Origin of the sequence: Streptomyces sp. NBC_01454 (assembly GCF_036227565.1) — a bacterium.
GTDB lineage: Bacteria > Actinomycetota > Actinomycetes > Streptomycetales > Streptomycetaceae > Streptomyces.
This window is the reverse complement of the sequence record NZ_CP109460.1, coordinates 7,055,606-7,078,996: the sequence shown is the minus strand read 5'-3', so window position 1 is coordinate 7,078,996 and position 23,391 is coordinate 7,055,606. Positions and strand designations below refer to the sequence as shown.

At 74.4% G+C, this 23,391-nt stretch carries 22 protein-coding genes; 14 read left to right on the top strand and 8 right to left on the bottom strand.

Features of this window, described 5'->3' with window-relative positions:
* Positions 1-3: 3 nt before the first annotated feature.
* Positions 4-831: a glutamate racemase gene (locus tag OIU81_RS31345; RefSeq protein WP_329153232.1), complete on the bottom strand. Its 828-nt coding sequence runs from the start codon at positions 829-831 to the stop codon at positions 4-6.
* A 225-nt stretch (positions 832-1,056) separates the two neighbouring features.
* On the opposite strand from OIU81_RS31345, the gene OIU81_RS31340 reads away from it, so the two are divergent.
* Complete coding sequence (locus tag OIU81_RS31340; protein WP_329155486.1) at positions 1,057-2,229, top strand: glycosyltransferase; 1,173 nt, start codon at positions 1,057-1,059, stop codon at positions 2,227-2,229.
* Positions 2,230-2,249: 20 nt separating this feature from the next.
* On the opposite strand, the gene OIU81_RS31335 is transcribed toward OIU81_RS31340, so the two are convergent.
* Complete coding sequence (locus tag OIU81_RS31335; RefSeq protein WP_329153231.1) at positions 2,250-3,662, bottom strand: TerD family protein; 1,413 nt, start codon at positions 3,660-3,662, stop codon at positions 2,250-2,252.
* A gap of 246 nt (positions 3,663-3,908) precedes the next feature.
* Here OIU81_RS31335 and OIU81_RS31330 point away from each other — a divergent pair, with 246 nt between their 5' ends.
* Both OIU81_RS31330 and OIU81_RS31325 read left to right on the top strand, forming a co-directional pair.
* Complete coding sequence (locus OIU81_RS31330) at positions 3,909-4,340, top strand: DUF6643 family protein (RefSeq protein WP_329153228.1); 432 nt, start codon at positions 3,909-3,911, stop codon at positions 4,338-4,340.
* 47 nt (positions 4,341-4,387) lie between these two features.
* Positions 4,388-5,212 carry an MOSC domain-containing protein gene (locus OIU81_RS31325; RefSeq protein ID WP_329153226.1) on the top strand — a complete coding sequence of 275 codons (825 nt, stop codon included), beginning with the start codon at positions 4,388-4,390 and terminating at the stop codon, positions 5,210-5,212.
* A 99-nt stretch (positions 5,213-5,311) separates the two neighbouring features.
* Here the strand turns inward: OIU81_RS31325 and OIU81_RS31320 are convergent, their stop codons facing one another.
* Positions 5,312-6,049 (bottom strand): TetR/AcrR family transcriptional regulator, encoded by a 738-nt coding sequence (locus tag OIU81_RS31320; protein WP_329153224.1) that lies wholly within the window; start codon positions 6,047-6,049, stop codon positions 5,312-5,314.
* A 154-nt stretch (positions 6,050-6,203) separates the two neighbouring features.
* On the opposite strand from OIU81_RS31320, the gene OIU81_RS31315 reads away from it, so the two are divergent.
* The 3 genes from OIU81_RS31315 (at position 6,204) to OIU81_RS31305 (ending at position 11,276) form a co-directional block, all read left to right on the top strand.
* Positions 6,204-7,823 carry a CocE/NonD family hydrolase gene (locus tag OIU81_RS31315; protein ID WP_443074172.1) on the top strand — a complete coding sequence of 540 codons (1,620 nt, stop codon included), beginning with the start codon at positions 6,204-6,206 and terminating at the stop codon, positions 7,821-7,823.
* Between the two features lie 235 nt (positions 7,824-8,058).
* A complete protein-coding gene (locus OIU81_RS31310) occupies positions 8,059-8,652 on the top strand; it encodes an Rv1733c family protein (protein WP_329155483.1) in 594 nt (197 codons plus the stop codon).
* A gap of 164 nt (positions 8,653-8,816) precedes the next feature.
* Positions 8,817-11,276 (top strand): right-handed parallel beta-helix repeat-containing protein, encoded by a 2,460-nt coding sequence (locus OIU81_RS31305; protein WP_329153223.1) that lies wholly within the window; start codon positions 8,817-8,819, stop codon positions 11,274-11,276.
* Here the strand turns inward: OIU81_RS31305 and OIU81_RS31300 are convergent.
* Positions 11,246-13,663, bottom strand: coding sequence for a hypothetical protein (locus OIU81_RS31300; RefSeq protein ID WP_443074074.1), 2,418 nt, complete (start codon positions 13,661-13,663; stop codon positions 11,246-11,248). The genes OIU81_RS31305 and OIU81_RS31300 overlap by 31 nt on opposite strands.
* Positions 13,664-13,901: 238 nt before the next feature.
* Here OIU81_RS31300 and OIU81_RS31295 point away from each other — a divergent pair, with 238 nt between their 5' ends.
* Both OIU81_RS31295 and OIU81_RS31290 read left to right on the top strand, forming a co-directional pair.
* Entirely contained in the window at positions 13,902-14,744 is an 843-nt protein-coding gene (locus tag OIU81_RS31295) for a DeoR/GlpR family DNA-binding transcription regulator (protein WP_329153222.1), read from the top strand.
* A gap of 71 nt (positions 14,745-14,815) precedes the next feature.
* Positions 14,816-15,289: an SRPBCC family protein gene (locus OIU81_RS31290; RefSeq protein WP_329153220.1), complete on the top strand. Its 474-nt coding sequence runs from the start codon at positions 14,816-14,818 to the stop codon at positions 15,287-15,289.
* Positions 15,290-15,330: 41 nt separating this feature from the next.
* Here OIU81_RS31290 and OIU81_RS31285 read toward each other — a convergent pair whose 3' ends face one another.
* Positions 15,331-16,488 carry a PLP-dependent cysteine synthase family protein gene (locus OIU81_RS31285; protein WP_443074073.1) on the bottom strand — a complete coding sequence of 386 codons (1,158 nt, stop codon included), beginning with the start codon at positions 16,486-16,488 and terminating at the stop codon, positions 15,331-15,333.
* Between the two features lie 241 nt (positions 16,489-16,729).
* Here OIU81_RS31285 and OIU81_RS31280 point away from each other — a divergent pair, with 241 nt between their 5' ends.
* Positions 16,730-17,017 (top strand): hypothetical protein, encoded by a 288-nt coding sequence (locus OIU81_RS31280; protein ID WP_329153219.1) that lies wholly within the window; start codon positions 16,730-16,732, stop codon positions 17,015-17,017.
* Between the two features lie 174 nt (positions 17,018-17,191).
* The gene (locus tag OIU81_RS31275; RefSeq protein WP_329153218.1) at positions 17,192-17,695 is read left to right on the top strand and encodes an ATP-binding protein; all 504 of its coding nucleotides are present in this window, start codon (positions 17,192-17,194) and stop codon (positions 17,693-17,695) included.
* Between the two features lie 80 nt (positions 17,696-17,775).
* On the opposite strand, the gene OIU81_RS31270 is transcribed toward OIU81_RS31275, so the two are convergent.
* Complete coding sequence (locus OIU81_RS31270; RefSeq protein ID WP_329155477.1) at positions 17,776-18,081, bottom strand: SHOCT domain-containing protein; 306 nt, start codon at positions 18,079-18,081, stop codon at positions 17,776-17,778.
* A gap of 197 nt (positions 18,082-18,278) precedes the next feature.
* Between OIU81_RS31270 and OIU81_RS31265 the strand changes: the two genes are divergently transcribed.
* Genes OIU81_RS31265 through OIU81_RS31255 form a run of 3 tightly spaced genes read left to right on the top strand, consistent with a single transcriptional unit; the run spans position 18,279 to position 20,490 of the window.
* On the top strand, positions 18,279-18,896 hold the full coding sequence (locus tag OIU81_RS31265; RefSeq protein ID WP_329153217.1) for a TetR/AcrR family transcriptional regulator: 618 nt from the start codon (positions 18,279-18,281) through the stop codon (positions 18,894-18,896).
* A 29-nt stretch (positions 18,897-18,925) separates the two neighbouring features.
* Positions 18,926-19,510 carry a DUF4865 family protein gene (locus OIU81_RS31260; RefSeq protein ID WP_329153216.1) on the top strand — a complete coding sequence of 195 codons (585 nt, stop codon included), beginning with the start codon at positions 18,926-18,928 and terminating at the stop codon, positions 19,508-19,510.
* Positions 19,504-20,490, top strand: a complete 987-nt coding sequence (locus OIU81_RS31255; protein WP_329153214.1) for a phosphotriesterase — start codon at positions 19,504-19,506, stop codon at positions 20,488-20,490. Before OIU81_RS31260 ends, OIU81_RS31255 begins: the two co-directional genes overlap by 7 nt.
* On the opposite strand, the gene OIU81_RS31250 is transcribed toward OIU81_RS31255, so the two are convergent.
* Positions 20,480-20,863 carry a PPOX class F420-dependent oxidoreductase gene (locus OIU81_RS31250; RefSeq protein WP_329153212.1) on the bottom strand — a complete coding sequence of 128 codons (384 nt, stop codon included), beginning with the start codon at positions 20,861-20,863 and terminating at the stop codon, positions 20,480-20,482. The two genes, OIU81_RS31255 and OIU81_RS31250, sit on opposite strands and share 11 nt — an antisense overlap.
* Positions 20,864-20,898: 35 nt before the next feature.
* Positions 20,899-22,119, bottom strand: coding sequence for an ROK family protein (locus OIU81_RS31245; protein WP_329153210.1), 1,221 nt, complete (start codon positions 22,117-22,119; stop codon positions 20,899-20,901).
* 17 nt (positions 22,120-22,136) lie between these two features.
* Here OIU81_RS31245 and OIU81_RS31240 point away from each other — a divergent pair, with 17 nt between their 5' ends.
* Positions 22,137-23,369, top strand: coding sequence for an MFS transporter (locus tag OIU81_RS31240; protein ID WP_329153209.1), 1,233 nt, complete (start codon positions 22,137-22,139; stop codon positions 23,367-23,369).
* The last annotated feature ends 22 nt before the right edge of the window (positions 23,370-23,391 follow it).

The following is a 23,391-nucleotide window of genomic DNA, read 5'->3' as shown; positions in this document are numbered from 1 at the left end:
GCGTCAGCGGCGGGCGGTGGCGGCGGCCCCGCCGGCCGTCGGTGCGGCGTCGTCCGCAGGGGACCGGGCGAGCAGTTGGCCCTCTTCGTAGGCGAGCGCCGTGGCCGGGAGCGTGTCGGGGCGGCCGCTGAGGATCACGCTCAGGGTGCCGGTCGGGGCGGCCGCCGGCGCGGGCTCGGCGCCGATCCGGCGCAGCGCCTGGGCGGCGACCGCCTCGGCGGAGCCGTACAGCACGAGGGCCGGGGCGCCGGGCTGCTGGAGGGCGGCACGGATGCGCTCGGCGACCAGCTCGTAGTGGGTGCAGCCCAGGACGACGGCCCGCAGGTCCCGGGGGGTGTGCCGGGCGGCGGCCGCCACGGCGGCGTCGATGGCGGCCTCGTCGGCCTGCTGGACCGCGTCGGCGAGCCCCGGGCAGGGCACCCCGGTGACGTCCGCGTCGCGTCCGAACCGGTCGATCAGATCGCGCTGGTAGGGGCTGCCGGTGGTGGCGGGGGTGGCCCAGATGGCGATCGGTCCGCCGCCGGCCGCGGCGGGCTTGATCGCCGGGACGGTGCCGATGACCGGGATGCCCGGTTCGAGGGCGGCGCGGAGGGCCGGCAGGGCATGGACCGAGGCGGTGTTGCAGGCGACGATCAGGGCGTCGGGCCGGTGCGCGGCCGCGGCCCGGGCCACCGCCAGCGCATGTGCGGTGACGTCCTCGGGCGTACGGGGCCCCCACGGCATGCCGTCGGGATCACTGGAGAGCACCAGATCCGCGTCCGGCCGCAGTCGGCGCATGGTGGCGGCCGCCGCGAGCAGCCCATTCCCGGAGTCCATCAGCGCGATCTTCACCCGGACACCTTACTCAGCCAGGCGTCCGTCTTGTCATACCGGCTCGTCATGCCGGGCGGGGACGAGCCACCGCCCGGGGCGGCCGGCGGACGACATCCTGGCCGGCTCCGCGCCGGCTCCGCGCCGGCTCCGCGCCGGCGCCACGCCGGCGCCACGCCGGGGACACCGTGCCGATCGCCGCCGCGCGCCGGGTGCGGTGCGGCAGACTGCGGTGCCGTGGGAGCGATGGAGTGGATCGGTGCCGGGTCGCTGCTGGCCTGGGTGTGGCTGCTGCTGGGGCAGGGCTTCTTCTGGCGGACGGACGTCCGGCTGCCGGCCCGCCGGGACCCGGAGCGCTGGCCGTCGGTCGCGGTGGTGGTCCCGGCGCGGGACGAGGCCGCGGTGCTGCCGGACAGCCTGCCCTCGCTGCTCGGGCAGAAGTACCCGGGCCGGGCGGAGGTGTTCCTGGTCGACGACGGGAGTACGGACGGGACCGGCGCGCTGGCCCGGGAGCTGGCGGCCGCGCGGGGCGGGCTGCCGCTGACCGTGTCCTCGCCCGGTGAGCCCGGGCCGGGGTGGACGGGGAAGCTGTGGGCGCTGCGGCACGGCATCGCGCTGGCGCGCGAGCGCGTCGAGCCGGAGTATCTGCTGCTGACCGACGCGGACATCGCACACGAACCGGACAGCCTGCGGGAGTTGGTGGCCGCGGCCCGGTCGGCGGACCTGGATCTGGTCTCCCAGATGGCACGGCTGCGGGTGGTGACGCGCTGGGAGCGGCTGATCGTGCCGGCGTTCGTGTACTTCTTCGGGCAGCTGTATCCGTTCCGGTGGGTCAACCGTCCCGGGGCGCGGACCGCGGCGGCGGCCGGCGGCTGTGTGCTGCTGCGGCGGGAGGCCGCGGAGCGGGCGGGCATCCCGGAGGCGATCCGGCATGCGGTGATCGACGACGTGACGCTGGCCCGCGCGGTCAAGCACTCCGGCCGGGGCGGGCGCGCGGCGGCGGGCGGGCGGATCTGGCTGGGGCTGGCGGACCGGGTGGCCAGTGTGCGGCCGTATCCGCGGCCGGCCGATCTGTGGCGGATGGTCTCGCGCAGCGCCTACGCCCAACTGCGGCACCAGCCGCTGCTGTTGCTCGGCACGGTGCTCGGCCTGACGCTGGTGTACCTCGTGCCGCCCCTCGCGCTGGTGGCCGGTGCGGCCGGCGGCGGGACGGCGGTGGCCGCGCTGGGCGGGGCCGCCTGGGCCGTGATGTGCGGGACGTATCTGCCGATGCTCCGCCATTACGGGCAGCCGTGGTGGACGGCTCCGCTGCTGCCGTTCACCGCGCTGCTGTATCTGCTGATGACGGTGGACTCGGCGGTGCAGCACCACCGGGGGCGCGGCGCGGCGTGGAAGGGCCGGACGTACCCGAAGCCCTGAGCGGCGCCCCGGTGCCGCCGTCACTTCCGGGCCGGCGCCCAGTCCAGGCCCCAGCCGTAGGCCTGGTCGACGGTCCGCTGCGGGCTGACGCCGGGCGCGGGCACGAGGTAGCGGGCCTCGCGCTGGACGACGAGTTCGCTGCCGGTGTTCGTGATCAGGGCCAGCGCGCAGACGTTGGAGGGCACCGTGCAGGCGTCGAGCGTGAAGTCGACGGGGGCACCGTGCTGGGGCTGGAGGGTGACCGTCGCCTGCAGGCCTTCGAAGCTGCGGGCGCCGGCGTAGACCGTGACGAAGATCAGGATGCGTTTGATCCGCGCCTGGTGGTCGAGGTTGATGGTCATGTTCTCGCCGGCCGCGACGGCGCCGGTGCGGTCGTCGCCGTCGAGCTGGATGAACGGCGGGGCGTGCAGGGCGCCGAAGTTGTTGCCGAGGGGGTGGACCACACCGGCGGCGCCGTCGGTGAGTTCGTACAGCGCGCACAGGTCGAGGTCGACCTCCCCGGACGGCGACAGCAGCGCGCCGCGGGCACCCATGGCCTGCATGGCCTTACGGCCGAGGGTCTTGCCCAGCCGCTTGCCCGCCGTGCCGCTGTTCCAGTTGAGGTTCACCCGCATCGTCCCGGAGGTGCCGCCCTGCTTCGTCAGCGAGACGGCGGGGGCGGCCTTCGTGAGCGTCACCTTGGTCAGCCGGACGGCCGGGGGCACGGAGGCCGGGGCGGGTTGCCCGGGCGGGGGCGGGACGGACGTCACCGGCTGCCCCGTCGGCGCCGGGGCCGGGGGCGCGAGAGGGGGCACGGGCGGCGGCGCCAGGGGCGGCGCGGGCGCCATGGCCGGGGGCGCGGCGGGCGGCGGCATGACGGGGGCGGGCCGCGGCGCGGCGGAAGGTACGGCGGGAGCCGGGGCGGGCGCGGGCTCCTCGACGCTGATGCCGAAGTCGGTGGCCAGCCCGGCGAGACCGGTGTCGTAGCCCTGGCCCACCGCACGGAACTTCCAGGCGCCCTGGCGGCGGTAGAGCTCGCCCAGCACGAAGGCGGTCTCGGGCCCGGCGTCCTGGCTGTCGAAGCGGGCCAGCTCGGCACCGTCCGCGGCGTCCAGCACCCGGATGTGCAGCCCGGGGACGCTCCCGAAGGTGCCGCCGTCGGCGGAGGCGGCGAGCACCACGGTGTCCACGGCGGGTTCGACGGCGGTCAGATCGACGGTGAGGCCGTCGGTCACCGCGCCGCCGGCCGGGCGCTTGCCCTCGTGGCGTACGGCGCCGGAGCGGTGCACGGCCTGGTTGTAGAAGACGAAGTCGCCGTCGTCGCGGACCTTTCCGGACACCAGCAGCAGCGCGGAGGCATCGACGTCCGGCGTCCCCGGGGCGGTGTGCCAGCCCAGTTCCACCCGGACCTCCGGGGCCGGGACCGGAACATTGCCGCCCTTGAGCATCGACATCGCCGCGCCTTCCTCTCGTCCGCCGTACCTGCCGGTGGTGCCGCCTCCCAACCTACTTGGCCCGAACCGTTCCGAACGCCCCTTGTTCACCTGCGAGGAGCGGGGTCTTTACACGATCCCTACGGGCGATCGCGACCGATTTCCACAAGTTCGCTCGCATTGGCGCTCCGCAGCCACTCCGAACACGGAAAACAACCCTCTTGCCAGACTCCCCAATCGGCACATCGTGGGCTTAACTTATGAAGCATGACCTCCCCCCGCTCTACCTACGGCGGCGGCTACTACGCTTCGCCTTCCTTCCCGGACACCCCGATCTACGACAGCCTCGTAGCAGAACGCGGCACGCCCCAGATCGCCCCGATCCGGGTGAACCCCTCCCCTTACGACACGGGCTCGCACTACGCCCCGGCGCTGCCGGCCCTTCCGGCGCTTCCGTCCGGGCCCTCCCAGGGCTACCCGGGCGCGGCCGCCCAGCCGGTCGCCCCGCTCCAGCAGGCCCCGGCGCCCTACATCCCGCAGCAGGCGGGCGTCCGCGGCTATCCGCCCCCGCAGCAGCAGCCCCAGCGCCCGCCCATGGGCACGGGGTACGAGGCGATGCGACCGGCCGCCCCGGTGGCGCCGCGGCCGCCCTCGCCCTACGACGACCCCTACGGCCGCCAGTATCCGCGGGGGTACTGACCTGGCCGATCGGCCACTTGTCCGAGGCGGCTGGCAGGATGGATCGCATGCCGACGCCTGCGCTCCGTTCGATCCATCTCTACCCGGTCAAGTCCCTTGCGGGGTCCGGTCCCGGCGAAGCGGTCGTGGAGCCGTGGGGGCTCGCCGGGGACCGACGCTGGCTGCTGGTCGACGCCGAGCACCGGCAGCTCACCCAACGGCAGCTGCCCGCCATGGCGTTGGCGCATGCCCAGGGGCTGCCGGGCGGCGCCCTGCGCCTCACCGCGCCCGGAAGGCAGCCGCTGACGGTCGAGGTGCCCGCCTTCGGGGAGACGTTCCCGGTCGAGGTCTGGAAGGACGGGGTCGAGGCGGTGCCGGCGGATCCGGCGGCGGCCGAGTGGTTTCGCGCCTGTCTGGGCGTCGAGTGCCGGCTGGTGTATCTCGACGCCCCGGAGAAGCGACGCCCGATCGACCCGGAGTTCTGCGAGCCCGGTGACACGGTCGGTTTCGCCGACGGCTTCCCGCTGCTGCTGACGACGAGTTCCTCGCTGGACGCCCTCAACTCCCTCATCGCGCAGGGCGACCATGGCGACGAGGGGCCGCTGCCCATGAACCGCTTCCGGCCCAATGTGGTGGTGGACGGCACCGCTCCCTGGGCGGAGGACGACTGGCGGCGGATCCGCATCGGCGAGGTGGTCTTCCAGGTGGCCAAGCCCAGCGCGCGCTGCGTGGTCACGACCACCGACCAGCACACCGCCGAACGCGGCAAGGAGCCGCTGCGCACGCTCGCCCGCCATCGCCGCTTCGGTGACCGCCTGGTCTTCGGCCAGAACCTGATACCGCGCGGGGCCGGCACGATCCGGATCGGCGACCCGTTCGAGATACTCGACTGAGGTAGCCCGGGGCGGCCCTTCGCCGTGGCCGCCGAGACAGTTGCCGCGACGGCTGCCGAGAGGCTGCCGCGACGCCGCCGCCCGCCGCGCCGCAGGCCGTCAGCCCGTTGCCGTCAGCCCGTCGATCATGCGGTCGAGGAGGCGGTCGAAGGCATCCTGACCACCGGGGTCCTGGCTCGCCGCCGCCAGGGCTTGGGCGAGGTGGGGGTAGGACTCCCCGGTGGCGACGGACCGGAGGTGGCGCGCCTGGGCCTCCAGGAGTTCGCCGGAGGTGCGGCCGGCGGCCACCGTGGCCTGCTCCTGGGCGAGTTCGTACGACACGTGACTGGCCACGAAACCCGTGAGCAGGGTGAAGGTCTCCAGCCGGGCCCGGGCGTCCAGGCCGGCGGGGGCGAGGACGGCGAGCGCGTGCTCCAGGACGGCGAGGGCCTGCGGGCCGAGCGTCTGCCGGGCGGGCAGCGCGGCCGGCAGCCAGGGGTGACGCCGCATGATCGCACGCTGTTCACGGGCGAGTTGGCGCAGGTCGGCGCGCCAGTCGCCGGAGGGTTCGCGGGGCATCCGGTGGTCGCCGCTGACCTGGTCGATCATGAGCTCCAGCAGCGTCTCCTTGTTGGGGACGTAGCTGTAGAGGGACATCGTGCCGGCCCCGATCCGGGCCGCGACCGCGCGCATCGTGACGGCGGGGAGCCCCTCGGCGTCGGCGAGGGCGACGGCCTCGGCGGTGATCTCGGCGCGACTATGGGCCGGCGGCCGCCCCCGCCGCGGGCGTTCGGCCGTCGGCCAGAGCACCTCGGGGTCGACCCCGGCACTGCGGCCGGCTGTGCTGGTACGGGCCACGGCAGCCTCTCCTCGTTCCTGCCCGTCATCCTCTCATCGCCTATTCTAGTACGACGTACGGGAATCTCCCGCGCTCCTGCTCAGGAATCGAGGCACCGTGACGACGACGACCGCCCGCCCCTCCGCGAAGAAGCTGCCCCTGCGCGTCCGGGCCATGAGGCGCGCCATGGGGAACCTGCCGCCCAAGCGGTATGACGTCGCCCGCGAGCCCGGCCTCACGGTGCCCGCCGCCGACGGCAGCGCCCTGCTGACCGACCACTACTTCCCCCTGGCCGAGGGCGACTTCCCCACGGTCCTGGCCCGCTCCCCGTACGGCCGGGGCTTCCCCTGGGCGGCGATGTACGGCGTGCACCTGGCCGAACAGGGCTTCCATGTCGTCCTGCAGAGCTGCCGCGGCTCCGGCGGGTCCGGCGGCGAATCCGCCCTGTGGCACCACGAGGCCGCCGACGGGCAGGCCACCGTCGCCTGGCTGCGCCGACAGCCCTGGTTCACCGGCGTGCTCGGGACGATCGGCGCCAGCTACCTCGGCTACACGCAGTGGGCACTCGCCCTCGACCCGCCGCCGGAACTGCGGGCGATGGTGGTCCAGATCGGCCTGCACGACCTGCATACCTTCTTCCACCCCGCAGGCGCGTTCGCCCTGGAGACCGCGCTGATCTCCACGATGGGCCGGCTGTCCCACCACCGGGGCATGAAGGAGCTGCTGCGGGCCGGGCTGCGGCTCCGGCGCCACCTGGGGAAGATCGCCCGGACCCTCCCCCTCGGCGAGGCGTACGTGCCCGGTCTGGGCGGCCGGGTCCCGTTCCTGGAGGACGCGATGGCGCACCCCGACCCCGGCGACCCGCACTGGCAGGGGGCGGACGCGGGGGTCGCGGCCGGGCGTCTGACCGCGCCGACCGCTCTGATCGGCGGCTGGCACGACGCGTTGCTCGACCAGAACCTGCGGCAGTACGCCCGGCTCCGGCGGGCCGGCTGTGACACCTCCCTGCTCATCGGCCCCTGGACGCACAGCTCCGCGCTGAACGGGCCCGAGGCCCTCGGCGCGAGCCTGGCGTGGCTGCGGGCCCACCTGTGTGACGACCCCACGGGCCTGCCCACGTCGCGGGTGCGGGTCCACGTGGGCGGCCGGCGCACCTGGCACGACCTGCCCGACTGGCCCCCGCCCGCCACGGACCGGCACTGGTACCTCGGCAGCGGCGGCACGCTGCACGACCGGATACCCCAGGACGCGACCGCGCCGCTGTCGTTCCGCTACGACCCGGCCGACCCGACCCCCTCGGTCGGCGGTCCGCTGCTGTCCCCCAAGGCCGGGAGCCGGGACAACACCTCCCTGGAGGCCCGGGACGACGTGCTGACCTTCACCACCGCCCCGCTCACCGAGCCGCTGCATGTCGTCGGCCCGGTCCGGGCGGAGCTGCGGGTCACGGCGGACACCGGCCATGCCGATGTCTTCGCCCGGCTCTGCGAGGTCGACGGCCGGGGCCGCTCGGTGAACGTCTGCGACGGCCTGCAACGGCTCCGCCTCACCGGGGACGGACCGGCCGAGGTCACGGTGCCGATGAGCGCCACCGCCCACCGCTTCGCCGCCGGCCACCGGATCCGACTGCAGCTCAGCGGCGGCGCCCATCCGCGCTTCGCCCGCAACACCGGCACCGGTGAACCGCCGGCGACGGCGACCCGCCTCCTGCCGTCCGAGATCTCGCTCTTCCCGGCGTCCGCGCTCGTCCTGCCCCTCTCCGACGAGGACTTCGACGCCGGCGAACCCGCGCTCTGACGGGCCGCCGGGGCCAGCCCTTCGCCGTCCCGTCGGCGAGGGCGCTCCTCTGTCGGCGGGACGGCTCTCCGCACCGCTGGGGCCGCAGGGCGACAGACGTACGAGCGGCATGTCTATCCCTCCTGATGTCACGTTTTGTACGTCGCGAAGTTGCTCCCTCTTCGCAGAACTCTCGCGTGGACCACCCGCGATGGGGTATTCACGGACACACCGAGAGGGGGCAATCATGCGAGCGATGCGAGGAGTGTGGCGCTGGCGGCACAGTCCGCTGTGGCGCCGCACGGACCGGATCGAGGCCTGGGTGGCGCTGGCCGCCGCCCTGCTGATCGCCCTCGGCGCGACCTCCGCGGGCTGGGCCGCCGGCCGGGCCGCACACGGCGCGCTGCTGGACACCGTACGGATACAGCACCAGCAGCGGCATCTGGTGTGGGTCACGGTCGACCGGCTGGTGTCGTGGACCCCGCTCGACCCCGATCCGGAGACCGCTTCGCAGCGCGATGCGCACCGCCGGGTCCTCGCCCGCTGGTCCGCGCCGGACGGCAGCGGGCGGATCGGGGAGCTGGCCGCGCCCCGTCCCGTCGAGCCCGGCGAACGGTTCCGGATCTGGACGGACGACCTGGGCCGGGTGATGCCTCGGCCGATGGACGTCAGCACGGCCGGTACGCACGCGGTGCTGGCGGGCCTGGGCACGGCGGCCGGCGTCGGCATGATGATCGAAGGTGCCAGGCGGCTGGTCGGCTGGCAGTTGATGGTGCGTCGCTTCCGCCGCTGGGACCAGGAGTGGGAACGGGCGGGTCAGGACTGGGGGCGGGCCGATGCCGGTAGTTGAGGGCGGCCGAGCAGGCCGCTGACCGTGTCAACCACCGTTCGCCCGGCGCGCTACGGTGGTGGCGCCGGCCCCTCGGCCGGCGTCTCGCAGGCCGGAAAGCGGACATCCGCGGACGGATGCCGGCGAGCCGACACAGCCGCACGAAGTGGGGACACGACAGCACCATGGCACAGGGCTCGGTCCAGGTGACGCACTCCGGAACCTCCCGGTGGCGGCGCCGTACAGGGGAGTACAGCTCGCTCGCCGCCGCCCTGGAGGCCGCCGGGGACGGCGATGTACTGACCGTCCCGGCCGGTACGTACCGGGAGAATCTGGTGCTGGTGCGCGCGGTGACGCTGCGCGGCCCGGACGGCGCCCGCGGTTCGGTGCGGATCGCCCCGGCCGACGGGGTGGCACTGACGGTCCGGGCCTCGGCCACCGTCCACGATCTGCATCTGGAGGCGACGGATTCGGCCTCGCCCGCCCTGCTGGTGGAGGACGGCGCCCCGGAGCTGTCCGGCCTGCGGGTGGTGACCCGGTCCGCTTCCGGTATCGAGGTCCGCGGGGGCGCCCGCCCGACGGTGCGCCGCTGCACGGTGGACAATCCGGGCGGGGTCGGCATCAGCGTCCAGGACGGCGCCGGCGGCCTCTTCGAGGAGTGCGAGGTGGTGGCCGCCGGGCAGGCCGGTGTGGCGGTGCGCGACGGGGCCCATCCGCGGCTGGAGAACTGCCGGATCCACCACGCCTCGGGGGCCGGCCTGTCGGTCAACGGCGAGGGCAGCGCGGTCGAGGCGGTCGGCTGTGAGCTCTATGAGATCAAGGGCGCGGGGATCCAGATCGCCGCGCGGGCCACCGGCCACTTCACCGACTGCACCGTGCACCGCACCTCCGCGGACGGGGTCACCCTGGACACCGACGCGGTCCTCACCCTCGCCGACTGCGACATCCACGACATCCCGGAGAACGCGGTCGATCTGCGCTCCCGTTCGGTGCTGACGCTGACCCGCAGCACGGTGCGGCACTTCGGGCGCAACGGCCTGTCCGTATGGGACCCGGGCACCCGGGTGGACGCCAACCGGTGCGAGATCCACGACAGCACGGGCGACTATCCGGCGGTGTGGGTCAGCGACGGCGCCACCGCCGTGCTCGACTCGACCCGGGTGCACGACGTGCCGGACGCGCTGTTCGTGCTGGACCGGGGCTCGCGCGCCGACGTGGTGGACTGCGACCTCACCCAGGTCCGCAACACCGCGGTGTCGGTGAGCGACGGGGCGACCGTCCAGCTCGACGACTGCCGGATCCGCGAGGCCGCCACCGGCGCGTGGTTCCGCGACCACGGCAGCGGCGGCACGCTCGCCAACTGCACCATCGACGCCGCCCAGACCGGCGTGATCGTCACCAAGGGCGCGGACCCCACCATCGAGGGGTGCACGGTCAGTTCACCGGCCGAGGCCGGGTTCTATGTCTCCGCGGAGGGCCGCGGCACCTTCCACGGCTGCCGGGTCACCGGGAGTTCGGGCTTCGGTTTCCATGTGATCGACGGCTGCCGTACGACCCTGACGCGGTGCCGTACGGAGCGGTGTGCCCGAGGCGGCTACGAATTCGCCGAGGGCGGCGCGGGGCAGGGCGACGGGCCGACGGTCCAGGACTGCACCAGCGACGAGAGCCGCGCCCGGCCGGCAGCGGCCGCCGGTGCGGTGGCGGCGCCCGCGGTCCAGCAGGTGACGCGCACGGCCGGGTTGCTGGGCACGGTGCCGGCGCAGGGCACACCCCCGGCCGCCCCGCCCGCCACTTCCCCGTCCGCCCCCGCCGCCGTGGCCCCGGCCGTCAGCGGCCGGCCCTCCGACGAGGTGCTGGGCGAACTGGACACCCTGGTGGGCCTGGAGAGCGTCAAGCGTGAGGTGCGCAGCCTGATCAACATGATCGAGGTGGGACGCCGGCGGCAGGAGGCGGGGCTGAAGGCAGCCTCGGTGCGCCGCCACCTGGTCTTCACCGGCTCCCCCGGTACCGGCAAGACCACCGTGGCCCGCCTGTACGGCGAGATCCTCGCCGCCCTCGGCGTGCTGGAGCGCGGGCATCTGGTCGAGGTGTCCCGGGTCGACCTGGTCGGCGAGCACATCGGCTCGACGGCGATCCGCACGCAGGAGGCGTTCGACCGGGCGCGCGGCGGGGTGCTGTTCATCGACGAGGCGTACGCCCTCTCCCCCGAGGACTCCGGACGGGACTTCGGCAAGGAAGCCATCGACACCCTGGTGAAGCTGATGGAGGACCACCGGGAGGCGGTGGTGGTGATCGTGGCGGGCTACACCGCCGAGATGGCGCGGTTCCTGGCGGTCAACCCCGGTGTGGCCTCCCGCTTCTCACGGACCATCACCTTCGGCGACTACGCGCCGGAGGAGCTGCTGCGGATCGTCGAGCAGCAGGGCGAGGAGCACGAGTACCGCCTCGCCGAGGGGACCGGCGAGGCGCTGCTGAAGCACTTCACGGCGCTGCCCAAGGGACCCTCGTTCGGCAACGGCCGCACCGCGCGGCAGACCTTCGAGGCGATGGTCGAGCGGCACGCGGGCCGGGTGGCGCAGCTGACCGACCCGAACACCGACGACCTGACCCTGCTCTACGCGGACGATCTGCCCGAACTCCCCTGATCCGCACGGCGGTCCGGGACGGCGCCGGCGGGCCGCTGCCCCGGCAGGTCCGGGCCGAGCCGGGCGATGAGCTCGGCGCGCACCCGGTCGAAGACCGGGTCGGCCTGGTAGTCGCCGTGGCCCAGGATCTGGGCGGGCAGCGGGTGGTGCAGGGTGCGGCCGAAGGACAGCGGATCGCGCAGCGGTCCCTCGTCGATCCGCCGGCCGTCCTCGCAGGTGAGCCGGATCGGTCCGCCGATGGGGTCGGTGAAGCGCCACAGATTGCGCCAGTCGTCCATCTGGCGGTGCAGACCGGTCAGTGCCGGCGGCCCGAAGAAGGCCGGGAACCAGCGGCCGTAGAGGCGCTCCAGGGGGCTGCCGTACGTCAGCAGGGCGACCCGGCTGCGGGTGACCAGGTCCAGCTGCCAGACGGCGGCGGCCGCCAGCACACTGCCCTGGGAGTGCCCGGAGATCACCAGCCGGCCGTCGAACCGCTCGGTCCAGGTGGCCATCCGCCAGGTGAGGTCGGGGACGGCACGCTCGGCGTAACAGGGCGGCGCGAAGGGGTGGGCGGCGCGGGGCCAGAAGGTGCCGACGTCCCAGAGGATGCCGATGGTGCGGCGCGCGGCGTGGTCGCGGTAGGCGCGCCGGCCCATGGTGATCAGCAGTATGACGCCGGCGCTCATCAGCCAGGAGCCGAGGGTCTCCGCCGTCTCGGCGGCGGCGTGCACGACGGGCGTCGCGCCCTCGGTGGCACGCCCGGGCGCCAGGTCGGTGAGCCAGGCACCGGCCACCGCGCCGGCCCCCAGAACGAGGGTGACCGCCGCGATGGCCGCGACCAGGACGGGGGCGGCGTCGGTGAGTCCGGCCCGCGCGATGGCGCCGGCGATGCCCTTGACGCGGCGCCGGGCGAGGTGCTCGCGCGGGTCGTAGAGCCCGGGGACGTCCCGGGCCACCCGGCCACGGACGAGCACCACCCGGACGGCGGCGAGCACCGCGACGGCGGCGACCACCACCAGGAGGACGGGCAGGACCGAGGCCTGCCAGGACAGCAGGACCGGCGGCCCGGGGACCGGGGCGTGCTCCTGGCCGGGCGTCGCGTCGCCGTCCATCCAGTCCGCGAAGCGCTGGGCCACTCCCCCGGACAGCACCCCGCCGACCGCGCAGGCCAGCAGGGCGACGGCCGGTCCGCCCATGCCGCGCAGGGCGGTGCGGGCGTCGTCACGGGCGGCGCGCTGCAGGACCCAGGCGGTCAGCGCCAGCGCGAGGACCAGCAGGCCCTGGAAGACGGCGATACCGCCGAAGGCGGCGGCACCGGGCAGCGCACCGTGGCTGCGGGCCCCGGGGCGCGCCCAGCCGGTGTGCACGGCGATCAGCACCAGCGAGGCGAGGGCGGCGAACGGCAGCACCCGCACCACCAGGCGGTCGGACTGGTCGTCCGGCGCGGCCTCACTGCGGGCGGTGCGCCACACGACCACCAGGGTGGCGGCGGCGAGCAGCGCGACCAGGACGGCCAGCGCGCGGCCGGTGGACGCCAGGGCGGCGCTGCCGCCGGCCCGCGCGTCGGCCTTCGCGCCGGCGGCGAGCAGCACCGTCCCGATGGTCAGCACCCCGGCCGTGGTGTGGGCGGCACGCAGCCGGGCGACCACCCGGCGGCCGTACCAGAAGCCTTCGAGGCTGAGCGCGGTGCGTTCGGCCGGCGGGACGTCACGGGACGTGCCGGGCCGCCGCGGTGGCGGCGAGGCGGATTCGTAGGCGCTCCACGTACGGCGCGAGAGCCACCACAGGAAGCCGACCACGCCCAACGGCACCGTGGCGGCGAGGGACAGGCGGCGGCCCGGGGCGCTCCACCAGCCGGAGTTCTCGGGGCTGAGGAAGCCCATCCAGGACTTGCCGGCGGCGCAGGCGGTGGTGCCGGCGCACTGCCAGGCCGTGAGGTCGAGGGCGACCTCGCAGGCCGCGGCGGCGAGCAGCACGGTGAGGGTGAGGGCGAGGAGGCGCACCAGCACGTCGTAGAGGCGCTGGGCGCGGTGCTCGGGTGGTGCGGCCGGGCGCATCCAGTGGGCGAGGTTGGCGACCATGAAGGGCAGCAGGATCAGCCACAGGGCGCGGGCGCCGTTGCCGGAGGTGAGGTTGGACCAGCAGTACGCCTCGCGGACCGGCTCGCCCCGGTAGTCGTCGGGCCGCTGCTCGGCGTCCGCGTCGTCCGTGCGGCGGTAGCAGGCCGCGGTGTCGTCGCCGGTGATCAGCTGGACGCGGGGATCGCCGAGCATGTCCTGGGCCGAGGTGCCGCCGACCCCGTGCACCAGCAGCTCCAGGGAGAGCTGGGGTGCCGGCGGCGGTGGCCCGTCTGGCGGGGTGTCATGGTCCTTTGCGCGGGCGTGCGGTGTCGGTTCCGCAGTCTCCACAGTCTCCCCCGTCGTCAGCACGGCGCCGTGCGGTGCGGCGCCTCCAGGATTGTCCCTTTCCCCCGGGAGCACATCCAGTCCCCGCACCGGGGCTGCGCCGGGAACCTGCCGCCCGCTTCCCACCGGCAACCGGCGGCACTGTCGGTACCACGTGCGAGGATGAGGGCATCAGTGATCGCGGGCGGCAGCCTGTGCGCAGACCCGGGAGCGTGCGCCGGGGCGGAAGGGACGGGCCGGGGTGAGTGACAACCAGAACCTCCTCGCGGAGCAGCGACGGGCCCTGATTCTCGACGAGGTCAGACGGCGCGGCGGGGTACGGGTCAATGAACTCACCCGCAGGCTGAAGGTGTCGGACATGACGGTCCGCCGCGATCTGGACGCCCTGGCCCGGCAGGGCATGGTGGAGAAGGTGCACGGCGGCGCGGTGCCGGTCAGCGAGCCGAGCGCGCACGAGCCCGGATTCGAGGCGAAGTCGGCGCTGGAGCTGAGCGCCAAGGAGGACATCGCCCGGGCGGCGGCCGAGATGGCGGCGCCGGGCAGCGCCATCGCGCTGGCGGGCGGCACCACCGCGTTCGCGCTGGCCCAGCGGCTGCTGGACGTGCCCGATCTGACGGTGGTGACGAATTCGGTGCGGGTGGCCGATGTGTTCTACACCGCGCAGCGGGCGGCGGCCAGCGGCGGCGGGCCCCGCGCGGGGGCCGCGACGGTGGTGCTGACCGGCGGGGTGCGTACGCCGTCGGACACCCTGGTGGGGCCGGTCGCGGACGCCGCGATCCGTTCGCTGCACTTCGATGTGCTCTTCCTGGGCGTGCACGGCATATCGGTGGAGGCGGGGCTGTCGACGCCGAATCTGGCGGAGGCGGAGACCAACCGGCATTTCGTGCGGTCCGCGCGGCGGGTGGTGGTGGTCGCCGACCACACCAAGTGGGGCACGGTCGGCCTGAGTTCGTTCGCGTCGCTGGATCAGGTGGCGGTGCTGGTGACCGACTCCGGGCTGCCCGCCGCGGCGCGTGCGGAGTTCGCCGAGCTGCCGCCGGAGCTGGTGGTGGCGGGCGAAGAGCCGGCGGACGCAGACATCTGACGGGACGGCGGCTATGGTGTGCCGCGCCGGGGCACCCCGGTCCGCCGACCGTTTCCAGGGGGGACTCTCCCATGGCACGCCGACTGCACCCCGTCGGGCTCGACTTCACCGCATCCGCCCCGCTGCGGCTGGTGTTCGCCGCGGAGCTCGCCGCACCGCCGGAGGCGGTCTACGCGGCACTGGCCGACGATGTGGCGGACTTGTCGAGCTGGTTCACGGGCGTGTCCCGCGCGGCGCACACACGCGACGGCGCGGGCCGGGAGGTATGGCTGACGGGCGGCACCCGCTTCGCCGAAACGGTCCTGGCGGCCGAGCCCGCCGCGCACTACGCCTACCGGGTCGACACCACCAACGCCCCGGGCCTGCGGGCGCTGCTGGAGGACTGGCGGCTGACGCCGGCCGACGGCGGCACCCGGCTGCGGTGGATGTTCGCGGCGGACGGCCCGGCGCCGTTCCGCTTTCTGCTGACGCTGGCGAGGCCCGGCCTGGGCCGGGCCTTCAGGCAGTCGGTCCGGGCACTGGACCGCCGGCTCGCCCGGGGCTGAACGGACGCCTCCGGGCGGGCCACCGGCCCCGCGAAGAAGGCTCAGGCGGGCCAGGAGCCGGTGGCGAGGAACTCCTCGAGGGTGCGCGCGTAGGGCGTGATGTCCAGGCCCTGGGAGGCCAGCCACGCATCGGAGTAGTACTTGTCGAGGTAGCGGTCGCCGGGGTCGCACAGCAGCGTGACGACGGACCCCGTGCGGCCCTCGGCGACCATTTCGGCGACGATCCGCAGGGAACTCCACAGTCCGGTGCCGGTCGAGCCGCCCGCCTTGCGGCCGATCGCGGTCTCCAGGGCGCGGACCGCGGCGATGCTGGCCGCGTCCGGCACCTTCATCATGCGGTCGATCGCGCCGGTGACGAAGCTGGGCTCCATCCGGGGCCGCCCGATGCCCTCGATGCGCGAGGCGGTGGCGCAGTCGCTCTTGGCGTCCCCGGTGCGCCAGCCGTCGAAGAAGCAGGAGTTCTCCGGGTCGGGGACGCACACGCGGGTGTCGTACTGCATGTAGTGGACGTAGCGGGCGATGGTCGCGGAGGTGCCGCCGGTGCCCGCGGTCGCCACGATCCAGGCGGGCTCGGGATAGCGCTCCAGCCGCAGCTGCTGGTAGATCGACTCGGCGATGTTGTTGTTGCCGCGCCAGTCCGTGGCCCGTTCCGCGTAGGTGAACTGGTCCATGTAGTGCCCGCCGGATTCGGCGGCGAGGCGGGCGGAGACCTCGTAGACCGTCCGCGGGTCGTCCACCAGATGGCAGGTGCCGCCGTGGAACTCGATCAGCCGGGTCTTCTCGTGGCTGGTGGTGGCCGGCATCACCGCGATGAACGGCACCCCGATCAGCGAGGCGAAGTACGCCTCGGACACGGCCGTGGAGCCGCTGGAGGATTCGATGACGGGCTTGTCCGGGCGGATCCAGCCGTTGCACAGTCCGTAGAGGAACAGCGAGCGGGCCAGCCGGTGCTTGAGGCTTCCGGTGGGGTGTGTCGACTCGTCCTTGAGGTAGAGATCGATCCCCCACTCCTCGGGCAGCGGGAAGCGCAGGAGGTGGGTGTCGGCGGTGCGGTTGGCGTCCGCCTGCACCTTGCGAACGGCCTCTTTCAGCCAGCTTCGGTAGTCCGGATCCGTGCGGTCGACATCGACGGTCGGTATCGGGCCCGGGCCCGCGGCCTCGTGGTCGGGCCGGCTCTGCGGCTGCTGTGCGGTGCTCACCGGCGCACTCCTCAAGGGGCTTGGACATCTGGCACGCAACGGCGGGCCGATTCCGACTATAACCCCCGCAGCACCCCTCCTACCTGCATAAACATCGCTTTGAGAAACCCCAAGGAAGCCGTGGGGCGGCGCTGTTGCGCGCGCTCGGCACCGGGGAGACTGGTGCACCGGGCGCCCTACCGGCAGACTTCCCCCAAGGGGCGGTGGAGGGCAGCTGCCCGTTCACCGAGGAGGTGCCGGCATGGCGGAGGCCGAGTTCAACGCGACCGGCGTACGGATCGAGCGGTGGCTGCGGTCCTTGACACGCGCCGGACAGGTCGTCATCGCCGACGGCAGACTGGCGCTGCTGACCAGCTACGGCACCGAGATCGACAGCGCCCCGCTGCAGGCCGTGCAGGCCCACAAGCCGCTGTTCGCGGCGCGGGACCGGGCACTGGCCCGGCTCAACGGCCATCGCTACTCACTCACCCTCGGCGCACCGGAGCTCTTCCTCAAGGCGCTGGAAGCGGCACGTCCGCCGCGCACCTGACGGCCTCTTCCGGCCGGGAGGTGCGGTTGCGGGAGCGCACCGACTGGATGACCCTGTACTCGTATCACTGAGGGTTCACCAGCGGTGACGCTGTGGTGTAGTCGGCATCGCTGGATCCGATCTTCGCCCCTGCCCGGTACGAGGGGCGCCCGGCCTCATCAGGGAGTCGCGGTCGTGATCAGGCAGCCCAGCAGGCACTGCACGGTGGAGCTCCAAGCCGTTCCGGCTCGCATCGGACATGTGCGCAGAATCGTCTCCGCGCAGCTGCGGCACTGGCGTCTCGACGCCTTGATAGACCCGGCGGCGCTCGGGGTGACCGAACTCCTCGCCAATGTCCACCGGCACGCCCGCCCCAGTAAGCAGTGCACCGTGGAACTCTGCGTCCTCCTGGATCAGTTGACGGTCTCGGTGCACGACGAGGACCCGCGGCAGCCGCGGCTCCGGGCCGCCGGCAGCTGGGAGACCTGCGGACGCGGGCTGGCGCTGATCGCGGCGCTCAGCGAGAGCTGGGGAGTGCGCCCGGACGGCAGCGGCAAGGTCGTGTGGTTCACCCTTCCGGCCCTGACCACCGCGCCCGGAGAGGCGCGCGCGGGCCGTGCCGACCGGGAGCCCCTGCCCCTCGCGGACGCCTCGGCGGCCGGTCCGCATCTGCGGCTGCGGGGCACGAAGGTCGGCTGACGGGCGGGCTGACGGCCCGGCCGCCCGCGCGGCACCTGCCCACCGGTCGCTGCGGGCCTGCCGTCCGCGTCCGCCGGCGGTCAGGCCGCACCCCCCTTGGGGCCGGTGGCGAAGTGCTCCTCCAGGACGGAGAGCCGGCGCCAGTACTCCTCCTCGTCGATCTCACCCGCGGCGAAGCGCCGGCCGAGCACGGCCAGGGGCGAGGGGACGTCACCACGGGCGGCGAGCTGCGGGCCGCGGAGGTGCCCGCGGGGGCCACCGCGCCGCCACACGGTGCGGCTCAGCAGGGTGATCACGCCGAAGGCGACCGCTGCCCAGAGGACGGGCACGAACAGGATCCAGGGGCCCGGGCCGCCGCCGGCCCAGGGTGCGGCGAAGGTGAACATCGCCATCAGCTCCTCGGTGGAAGGGACGGGGCCGGTGCTGCCGGTCCCCGCGTGACCGGGGCGTCCGGTCTCCTTCGAGCCTCGCTCCCCGGGGGCCGCCGGTCGTCGTACGGCCGGCGGCTTTGCCCGTACGCCGCGGGAAGTACGCGGAGCCCGGCCGCCCGCTCCGCCCGCCCTTGCCCTCTGTAACTACTGGTATGTACAGTCCACGCATGAGCACTCAGGAACGGCCCGGTACACGGGAGCGGCTGGTGCGCAGCACCCAGGAACTCCTGTGGGAGCGCGGGTACGTCGGCACCAGCCCCAAGGCCATCCTGGAGCGCGCGGACGCCGGCCAGGGCAGCATGTACCACCACTTCACCGGCAAGTCCGACCTCGCCCTCGCCGCGCTCCGGCGGACCGTGCAGGACATGACGGAGGCCGCCGAGGAATGCCTGGCCGCCCCCGGCACGGCGTACGACCGGGTCGCCGCCTATCTGCTGCGCGAGCGGCAGGTGCTGCGCGGCTGCCCGGTCGGCCGGATGACCCAGGACCGCGAGGTGGTGGACAGCCCCGAGCTGCGGGCGCCGCTGGACGAGATGTTCGGCCGGCTGCGGGACCGGATCACCGAGGTCCTCGCCGAGGGGCAGCGCCGCGGCGAACTGGCCGACGGGCTGGATCCGGTGGCCAGCGCCGCGACCGTCGCGGCCGTCGTCCAGGGCGGCTACGTCCTGGCCCGCGCCGCGGACGACACCGCCCCCTTCGACGCCGCCGTCCAGGGCGTGCTGTCGCTGCTCGCCGCACAGGTCCTCCCCGCCGCGGGCCTCACCAGCTGAAGCCCTCCCCCGCCCGTACGGAGTACGTCATGCACGCCATGCAGTACGCGATCACCCTGCCCGCCGACTACGACATGCAGATCATCCGGGCCCGGGTGGCGTCCCGGGGCCACCTTCTGGACGAGTACGCCGGGCTCGCCCTCAAGGCGTACGGCATCCGCGAGCGCGGCGTCGACGGTTCGCCGGTCAACCAGTACGCGCCGTTCTACCTATGGTCCGCTCCGGAGGCCATGAACCGCTTCCTGCTCGGTGACGGATTCCGCGGCGTGGTCCGCGACTTCGGACGGCCGGCCGTCCGGCACTGGCAGGGGCTGTTCCACGGGCGCGGCCCGGCCGCCGACACCCTCCCCCGTGCCTTCACCCGGCGGACCGAAACCCTCGCCGACGACGCCGACGCGGCCACCGTCGTGGCGCAGGCCGCGGCCGCGCACGAGGAACTGGCCACGACGGACGGTGTGCACACCACGGCGCTGGCCCTCGATCCCCACCACTGGGAGCTGGTGCACTTCACCCTGTGGGCCGACACCTCCCCGCGAGCCGCGGGCGCGCGCTTCCAGGTGCTGCATCTGTCCACCCCGGACGCCGGGCGACCGGTCACGGGGCGGCAGTGGTGACCCCGGCCCCCGCACCCGACCCGGCCGCGCCCACCATCCGTACGGTCCTGGGCGACATCGCCCCCGGTGATCTCGGCATCTGCAACGCCCACGACCACCTCTTCCTGCACAGCCCCCTCCTGCCGGGTCAGGAGCTGGACGACCCCGGGGCCGCGGCCGCCGAGCTGGGCGCCTTCCGTACGGCCGGCGGCGCGGCGGTGATCCAGTGGACGCCGTACGGCATGGGCCGGGGCGCGGCCGAACTCCCGAGGCTGTCAAAGGAGTCGGGGGTGCGGATCGTCGCGGCCACCGGGCTCCACCAGGCGGTGCACTACGCCCCCGAGGTGCTGGAGCGGGTCGGCTCCGATCCGGCCGCACTGTTCGTCAGCGAGCTGACCGAGGGCATCGGCGGCACCGGCCCCCGCGCCGGGATGATCAAGGTAGCCGGCGGTTTCCACGGGCTGGACCGGCATGCCCGGCACACCATGGCCGCGGCCGCCGAGGCCCAGCGGGCCACCGGCGCCGCGATCGGCGTCCATCTGGAGCTGGGGACCGGAGCCCTGGACGTGCTCGACCTGCTCTGCGGCGAGTGGGCGGTCCCGCCGGACCGGGTGATCCTCGGCCACCTCAACCGCGCACCGGACGTCATGGTGCACCGGGCGGCCGCCGCGGCCGGGGCGTATCTGGCGTTCGACGGCCCCTCGCGAGCCCATCACGCGACCGACTGGCGCCTCCCGGAGGCGCTGGCCGCGCTGGCCGGGGCGGGCTTCGCCGACCGGATCCTGCTGGGCGGCGACACCACGACGGCCGACGCCCGGTCGGTCCACGGCGGCCCGGGCATGCCGCATCTGCTGCGCCGTCACCGCGCACGGCTCGAACTCGCCCTGGGCGCCGACCTGGTGACGCAGTGCCTGACCGCCAACCCGGCGCGCGCCTTCGCCGCCGCCTGGCCGCGGACTCCGCACCCGGGCCGGGCAACGGTCGCACCCGCTACAGCGTGACGGAGATCCCCACATGGGGCCGCCGCCCGCCGCGCACCAGTGCGCCGACGCCGTCCATCAGCCGGAACCGCAGCCCGTATTTGCGCGCCATCGCCTTACGCACCCGGCCGAGCGCGGCACTTCCCTCCAGAAGCCGGCCGGTGCCCTCGAGGCTCTGCGCGCCCTCGGCGATCCGTCCGCGCACATCGCACGGGGTGACGGTCACCCGCGCGCCGTTGCGCAGCCGCTTGACCTTCCCGCTGTCGTCCCGCGTCCACACCAGGAGTTCAGCGCCTTCGGCCACCGCCCACACGGGGGTGGCCACCGGGGTGCCGTTCCTGCGGTAGGTGACCAGGCTGACGTACGGGCTGCGCGCGACCGCTTCGGGAATCATGAGCGCAGCCTAGGACGTCCGTTCGCGGGCGGCCCCTACCGGTCGAGGATGACCAATGGATCGTCCAGCACCGGCTGCCAGGCCAGCTCCGCCGCGCCGACCAGGCTGTTGTGGTCGAGGCCGCAGGGCAGGATCGGCACCCCGCCGCTGCGGCCCCACAGGCTGCGGTCGGCGACCACCGCGCGCAGCCGCTCCGGGTCGGCCTTCAGCAGGTCGCGGTGCAGCCCGCCGAGGACGATGCGGTCGGGGTTGAGGATGTTGACGAGCCCGGCGATCCCGAGGCCGAGTCGGTCGATGAGGAGGTCGGCCGCGGCGCGGACGCCCGGATCGGCGTACTCGTCCCGCAGCAGATCGGCGGCCTGCTGGAGCAGGGAGACCTCGGGGCCCGGTTCGCGGCCCGCGGCGCCGAGGAAGGCGAGCGGGTCCGCCTCGACGTCCAGGCAGCCGCGGCTGCCGCAGTGGCAGGGCGCCCCTTCGGGGTTGACCGTCAGATGGCCGACCTCCAGCGCCAGGCCCGAACTGCCGCTGTGCAGACGGCCGTCGAGCACCAGCGCCCCGCCGACGCCCCGGTGGCCGGAGGCCACGCAGAGCAGATCGCGGGCGCCCCGGCCGGCGCCGTGGCGGTGCTCGGCCAGTGCCATGAGGTTGACGTCGTTCCCGGTGAAGCCGATCGCGTCGGTGACCCCCGGGATGCCGGCGGCGGTGAGCGCACGCAGGAACAGTTCGCGGACGGGGGCGCCCGCGGGCCAGGCGAGGTGCAGCGGGTTGAGGGCCTCACCGTCCGGTTCGGCGACCGCGGAGGGCACCGCCAGGCCGGCGCCGAGGCAGCGCCGTCCGGTCTCGCGCAGCAGCTCCGCACCGGCCCCGACGGCGTCGGCGAGGACGTGCGTCGGGTCGGCGGGGATGGTGCCGCAGCCGGTCGAGGTCGCCACGATGCGGCCCCCGAGGCCGACCAGCGCGACCCGGAACCCGTCGGCGTGGATCTGTGCGGCGAGCACGACCGGCCCTCTCTCGGCGACGGACAGCCGGTGCGAGGGGCGCCCCTGGGAGCCTGCCGAGGCGGTCGGCCGGGAGTCGACGATGATCAGGCCGAGCGCTTCGAGCTCGGCGGCCACCGCCCCCGCGGTGGCGCGGGTCACGCCGAGTTCGGAGGTCAGGACGGCGCGGGTGGGCGCGCGTCCGGTGTGTACGAGCTCCAGTGCGGGACCGAGTGCGCCACGGCCCCGCTCCAACCTGGTTGTCCGAGTCTGGGTCACCCCTCTATTCTGACTTTGTGCCGACACTAAACAAAATACGGGCCGCCCTGACCACGCACCGCGGCCCCCTCGCCGCCGATCCACACCTCACCCCTCTCCGCATCGCCCTCACGGCGTTCTTCGCCATGGATGGCTTCCTCTTCGCCGGCTGGGTCGTCCGGATCCCCGCGATCAAGGCGCAGACCGGCGCCGGGGCGGGCACCCTCGGACTCGCGCTGCTCGGCGTGTCGGCCGGCGCGGTCGCCTTCATGATGATCACCGGGCGGCTGTGCCGGCGGTTCGGCAGCCATACCGTGACCACCGCCTCCGCGGCCGCCCTCGCCCTGAGCATCGTGCTGCCGCCGCTGACCCACTCGGCCACCGCGCTGGGCCTGGTCCTGCTGGTCTTCGGCGCCGCCTACGGCTCCCTCAACGTCGCGATGAACAGCGCCGCCGTCGATCTCATCGGCGCCCTGCGGCGCCCGGTGATGCCCAGCTTCCACGCCGCCTTCAGCCTCGGCGGCATGCTCGGCGCCGGACTCGGCGGGCTGGTCGCGGGCAGCCTGCCCCCCACCGTCCACCTCACGCTCCTCGCCGTGCTCGGGCTGCTGGTGACGGCCGTCGCGGGGCGCTCGCTGCACACCCACCCGGCACCGGTCGTCCCCGAGCGGCGCACGGCGGCCGCGGAGAGCCGGCCGTCGAGCGGGCGCGCGGGACGGGGACGGCGCCTGGTCGTCGTGTTCGGGCTGATCGCCCTGTGCACCGCCTACGGCGAGGGCGCGATGGCCGACTGGGGCGCACTGCACCTCACCCAGGACCTGGCCGCCGGCCCCGGGACGGCCGCCGCGGGCTACGCCGTTTTCGCACTGGCGATGACCGTCGGACGGCTGTCCGGAACCGCTCTCGTCCAGCGCTTCGGCGCGGCGCGGGCGCTGATCGCGGGCGGAACGACGGCGACCGCGGGCATGCTGCTGGGGGCGCTCGCCCCGACGGTCTGGGCGGCCGGTGCCGGTTTCGCCGTCGCGGGCCTGGGCCTGGCCAACATCTTCCCCATCGCCATCGCCCGCGCCGGCGAGGCCGGCGGACCGGACGGCGTCGCCGTGGCCTCCACGGTCGGCTACGGCGGCATGCTGCTCGGCCCGCCCGCCATCGGCTTCCTCGCCGAGGCGGCGGGCCTGCCCCTCGCCCTGACCACGGTCGCCCTGCTCGCCGCGGTCGCGGCCGGCATCGCGTACGTCACCCGCGGGGCGCACCACACCGCCTGCCGGTGAGGCGGGCGGCAGGGTGTGACGG

What these genes read in the sequence shown, in the direction of transcription:
- OIU81_RS31340 (WP_329155486.1), top strand. Translation starts at nt 1,057, where the DNA reads ATGGAGTGGATCGGTGCCGGGTCGCTGCTGGCCTGGGTGTGGCTGCTG.
- OIU81_RS31335 (WP_329153231.1), bottom strand. Translation starts at nt 3,662, where the DNA reads ATGTCGATGCTCAAGGGCGGCAATGTTCCGGTCCCGGCCCCGGAGGTC.
- OIU81_RS31330 (WP_329153228.1), top strand. Translation starts at nt 3,909, where the DNA reads ATGACCTCCCCCCGCTCTACCTACGGCGGCGGCTACTACGCTTCGCCT.
- OIU81_RS31325 (WP_329153226.1), top strand. Translation starts at nt 4,388, where the DNA reads ATGCCGACGCCTGCGCTCCGTTCGATCCATCTCTACCCGGTCAAGTCC.
- OIU81_RS31315 (WP_443074172.1), top strand. Translation starts at nt 6,204, where the DNA reads ATGAGGCGCGCCATGGGGAACCTGCCGCCCAAGCGGTATGACGTCGCC.
- OIU81_RS31310 (WP_329155483.1), top strand. Translation starts at nt 8,059, where the DNA reads ATGCGAGGAGTGTGGCGCTGGCGGCACAGTCCGCTGTGGCGCCGCACG.
- OIU81_RS31305 (WP_329153223.1), top strand. Translation starts at nt 8,817, where the DNA reads ATGGCACAGGGCTCGGTCCAGGTGACGCACTCCGGAACCTCCCGGTGG.
- OIU81_RS31290 (WP_329153220.1), top strand. Translation starts at nt 14,816, where the DNA reads ATGGCACGCCGACTGCACCCCGTCGGGCTCGACTTCACCGCATCCGCC.
- OIU81_RS31280 (WP_329153219.1), top strand. Translation starts at nt 16,730, where the DNA reads ATGGCGGAGGCCGAGTTCAACGCGACCGGCGTACGGATCGAGCGGTGG.
- OIU81_RS31270 (WP_329155477.1), bottom strand. Translation starts at nt 18,081, where the DNA reads ATGTTCACCTTCGCCGCACCCTGGGCCGGCGGCGGCCCGGGCCCCTGG.
- OIU81_RS31265 (WP_329153217.1), top strand. Translation starts at nt 18,279, where the DNA reads ATGTACAGTCCACGCATGAGCACTCAGGAACGGCCCGGTACACGGGAG.
- OIU81_RS31260 (WP_329153216.1), top strand. Translation starts at nt 18,926, where the DNA reads ATGCACGCCATGCAGTACGCGATCACCCTGCCCGCCGACTACGACATG.
- OIU81_RS31250 (WP_329153212.1), bottom strand. Translation starts at nt 20,863, where the DNA reads ATGATTCCCGAAGCGGTCGCGCGCAGCCCGTACGTCAGCCTGGTCACC.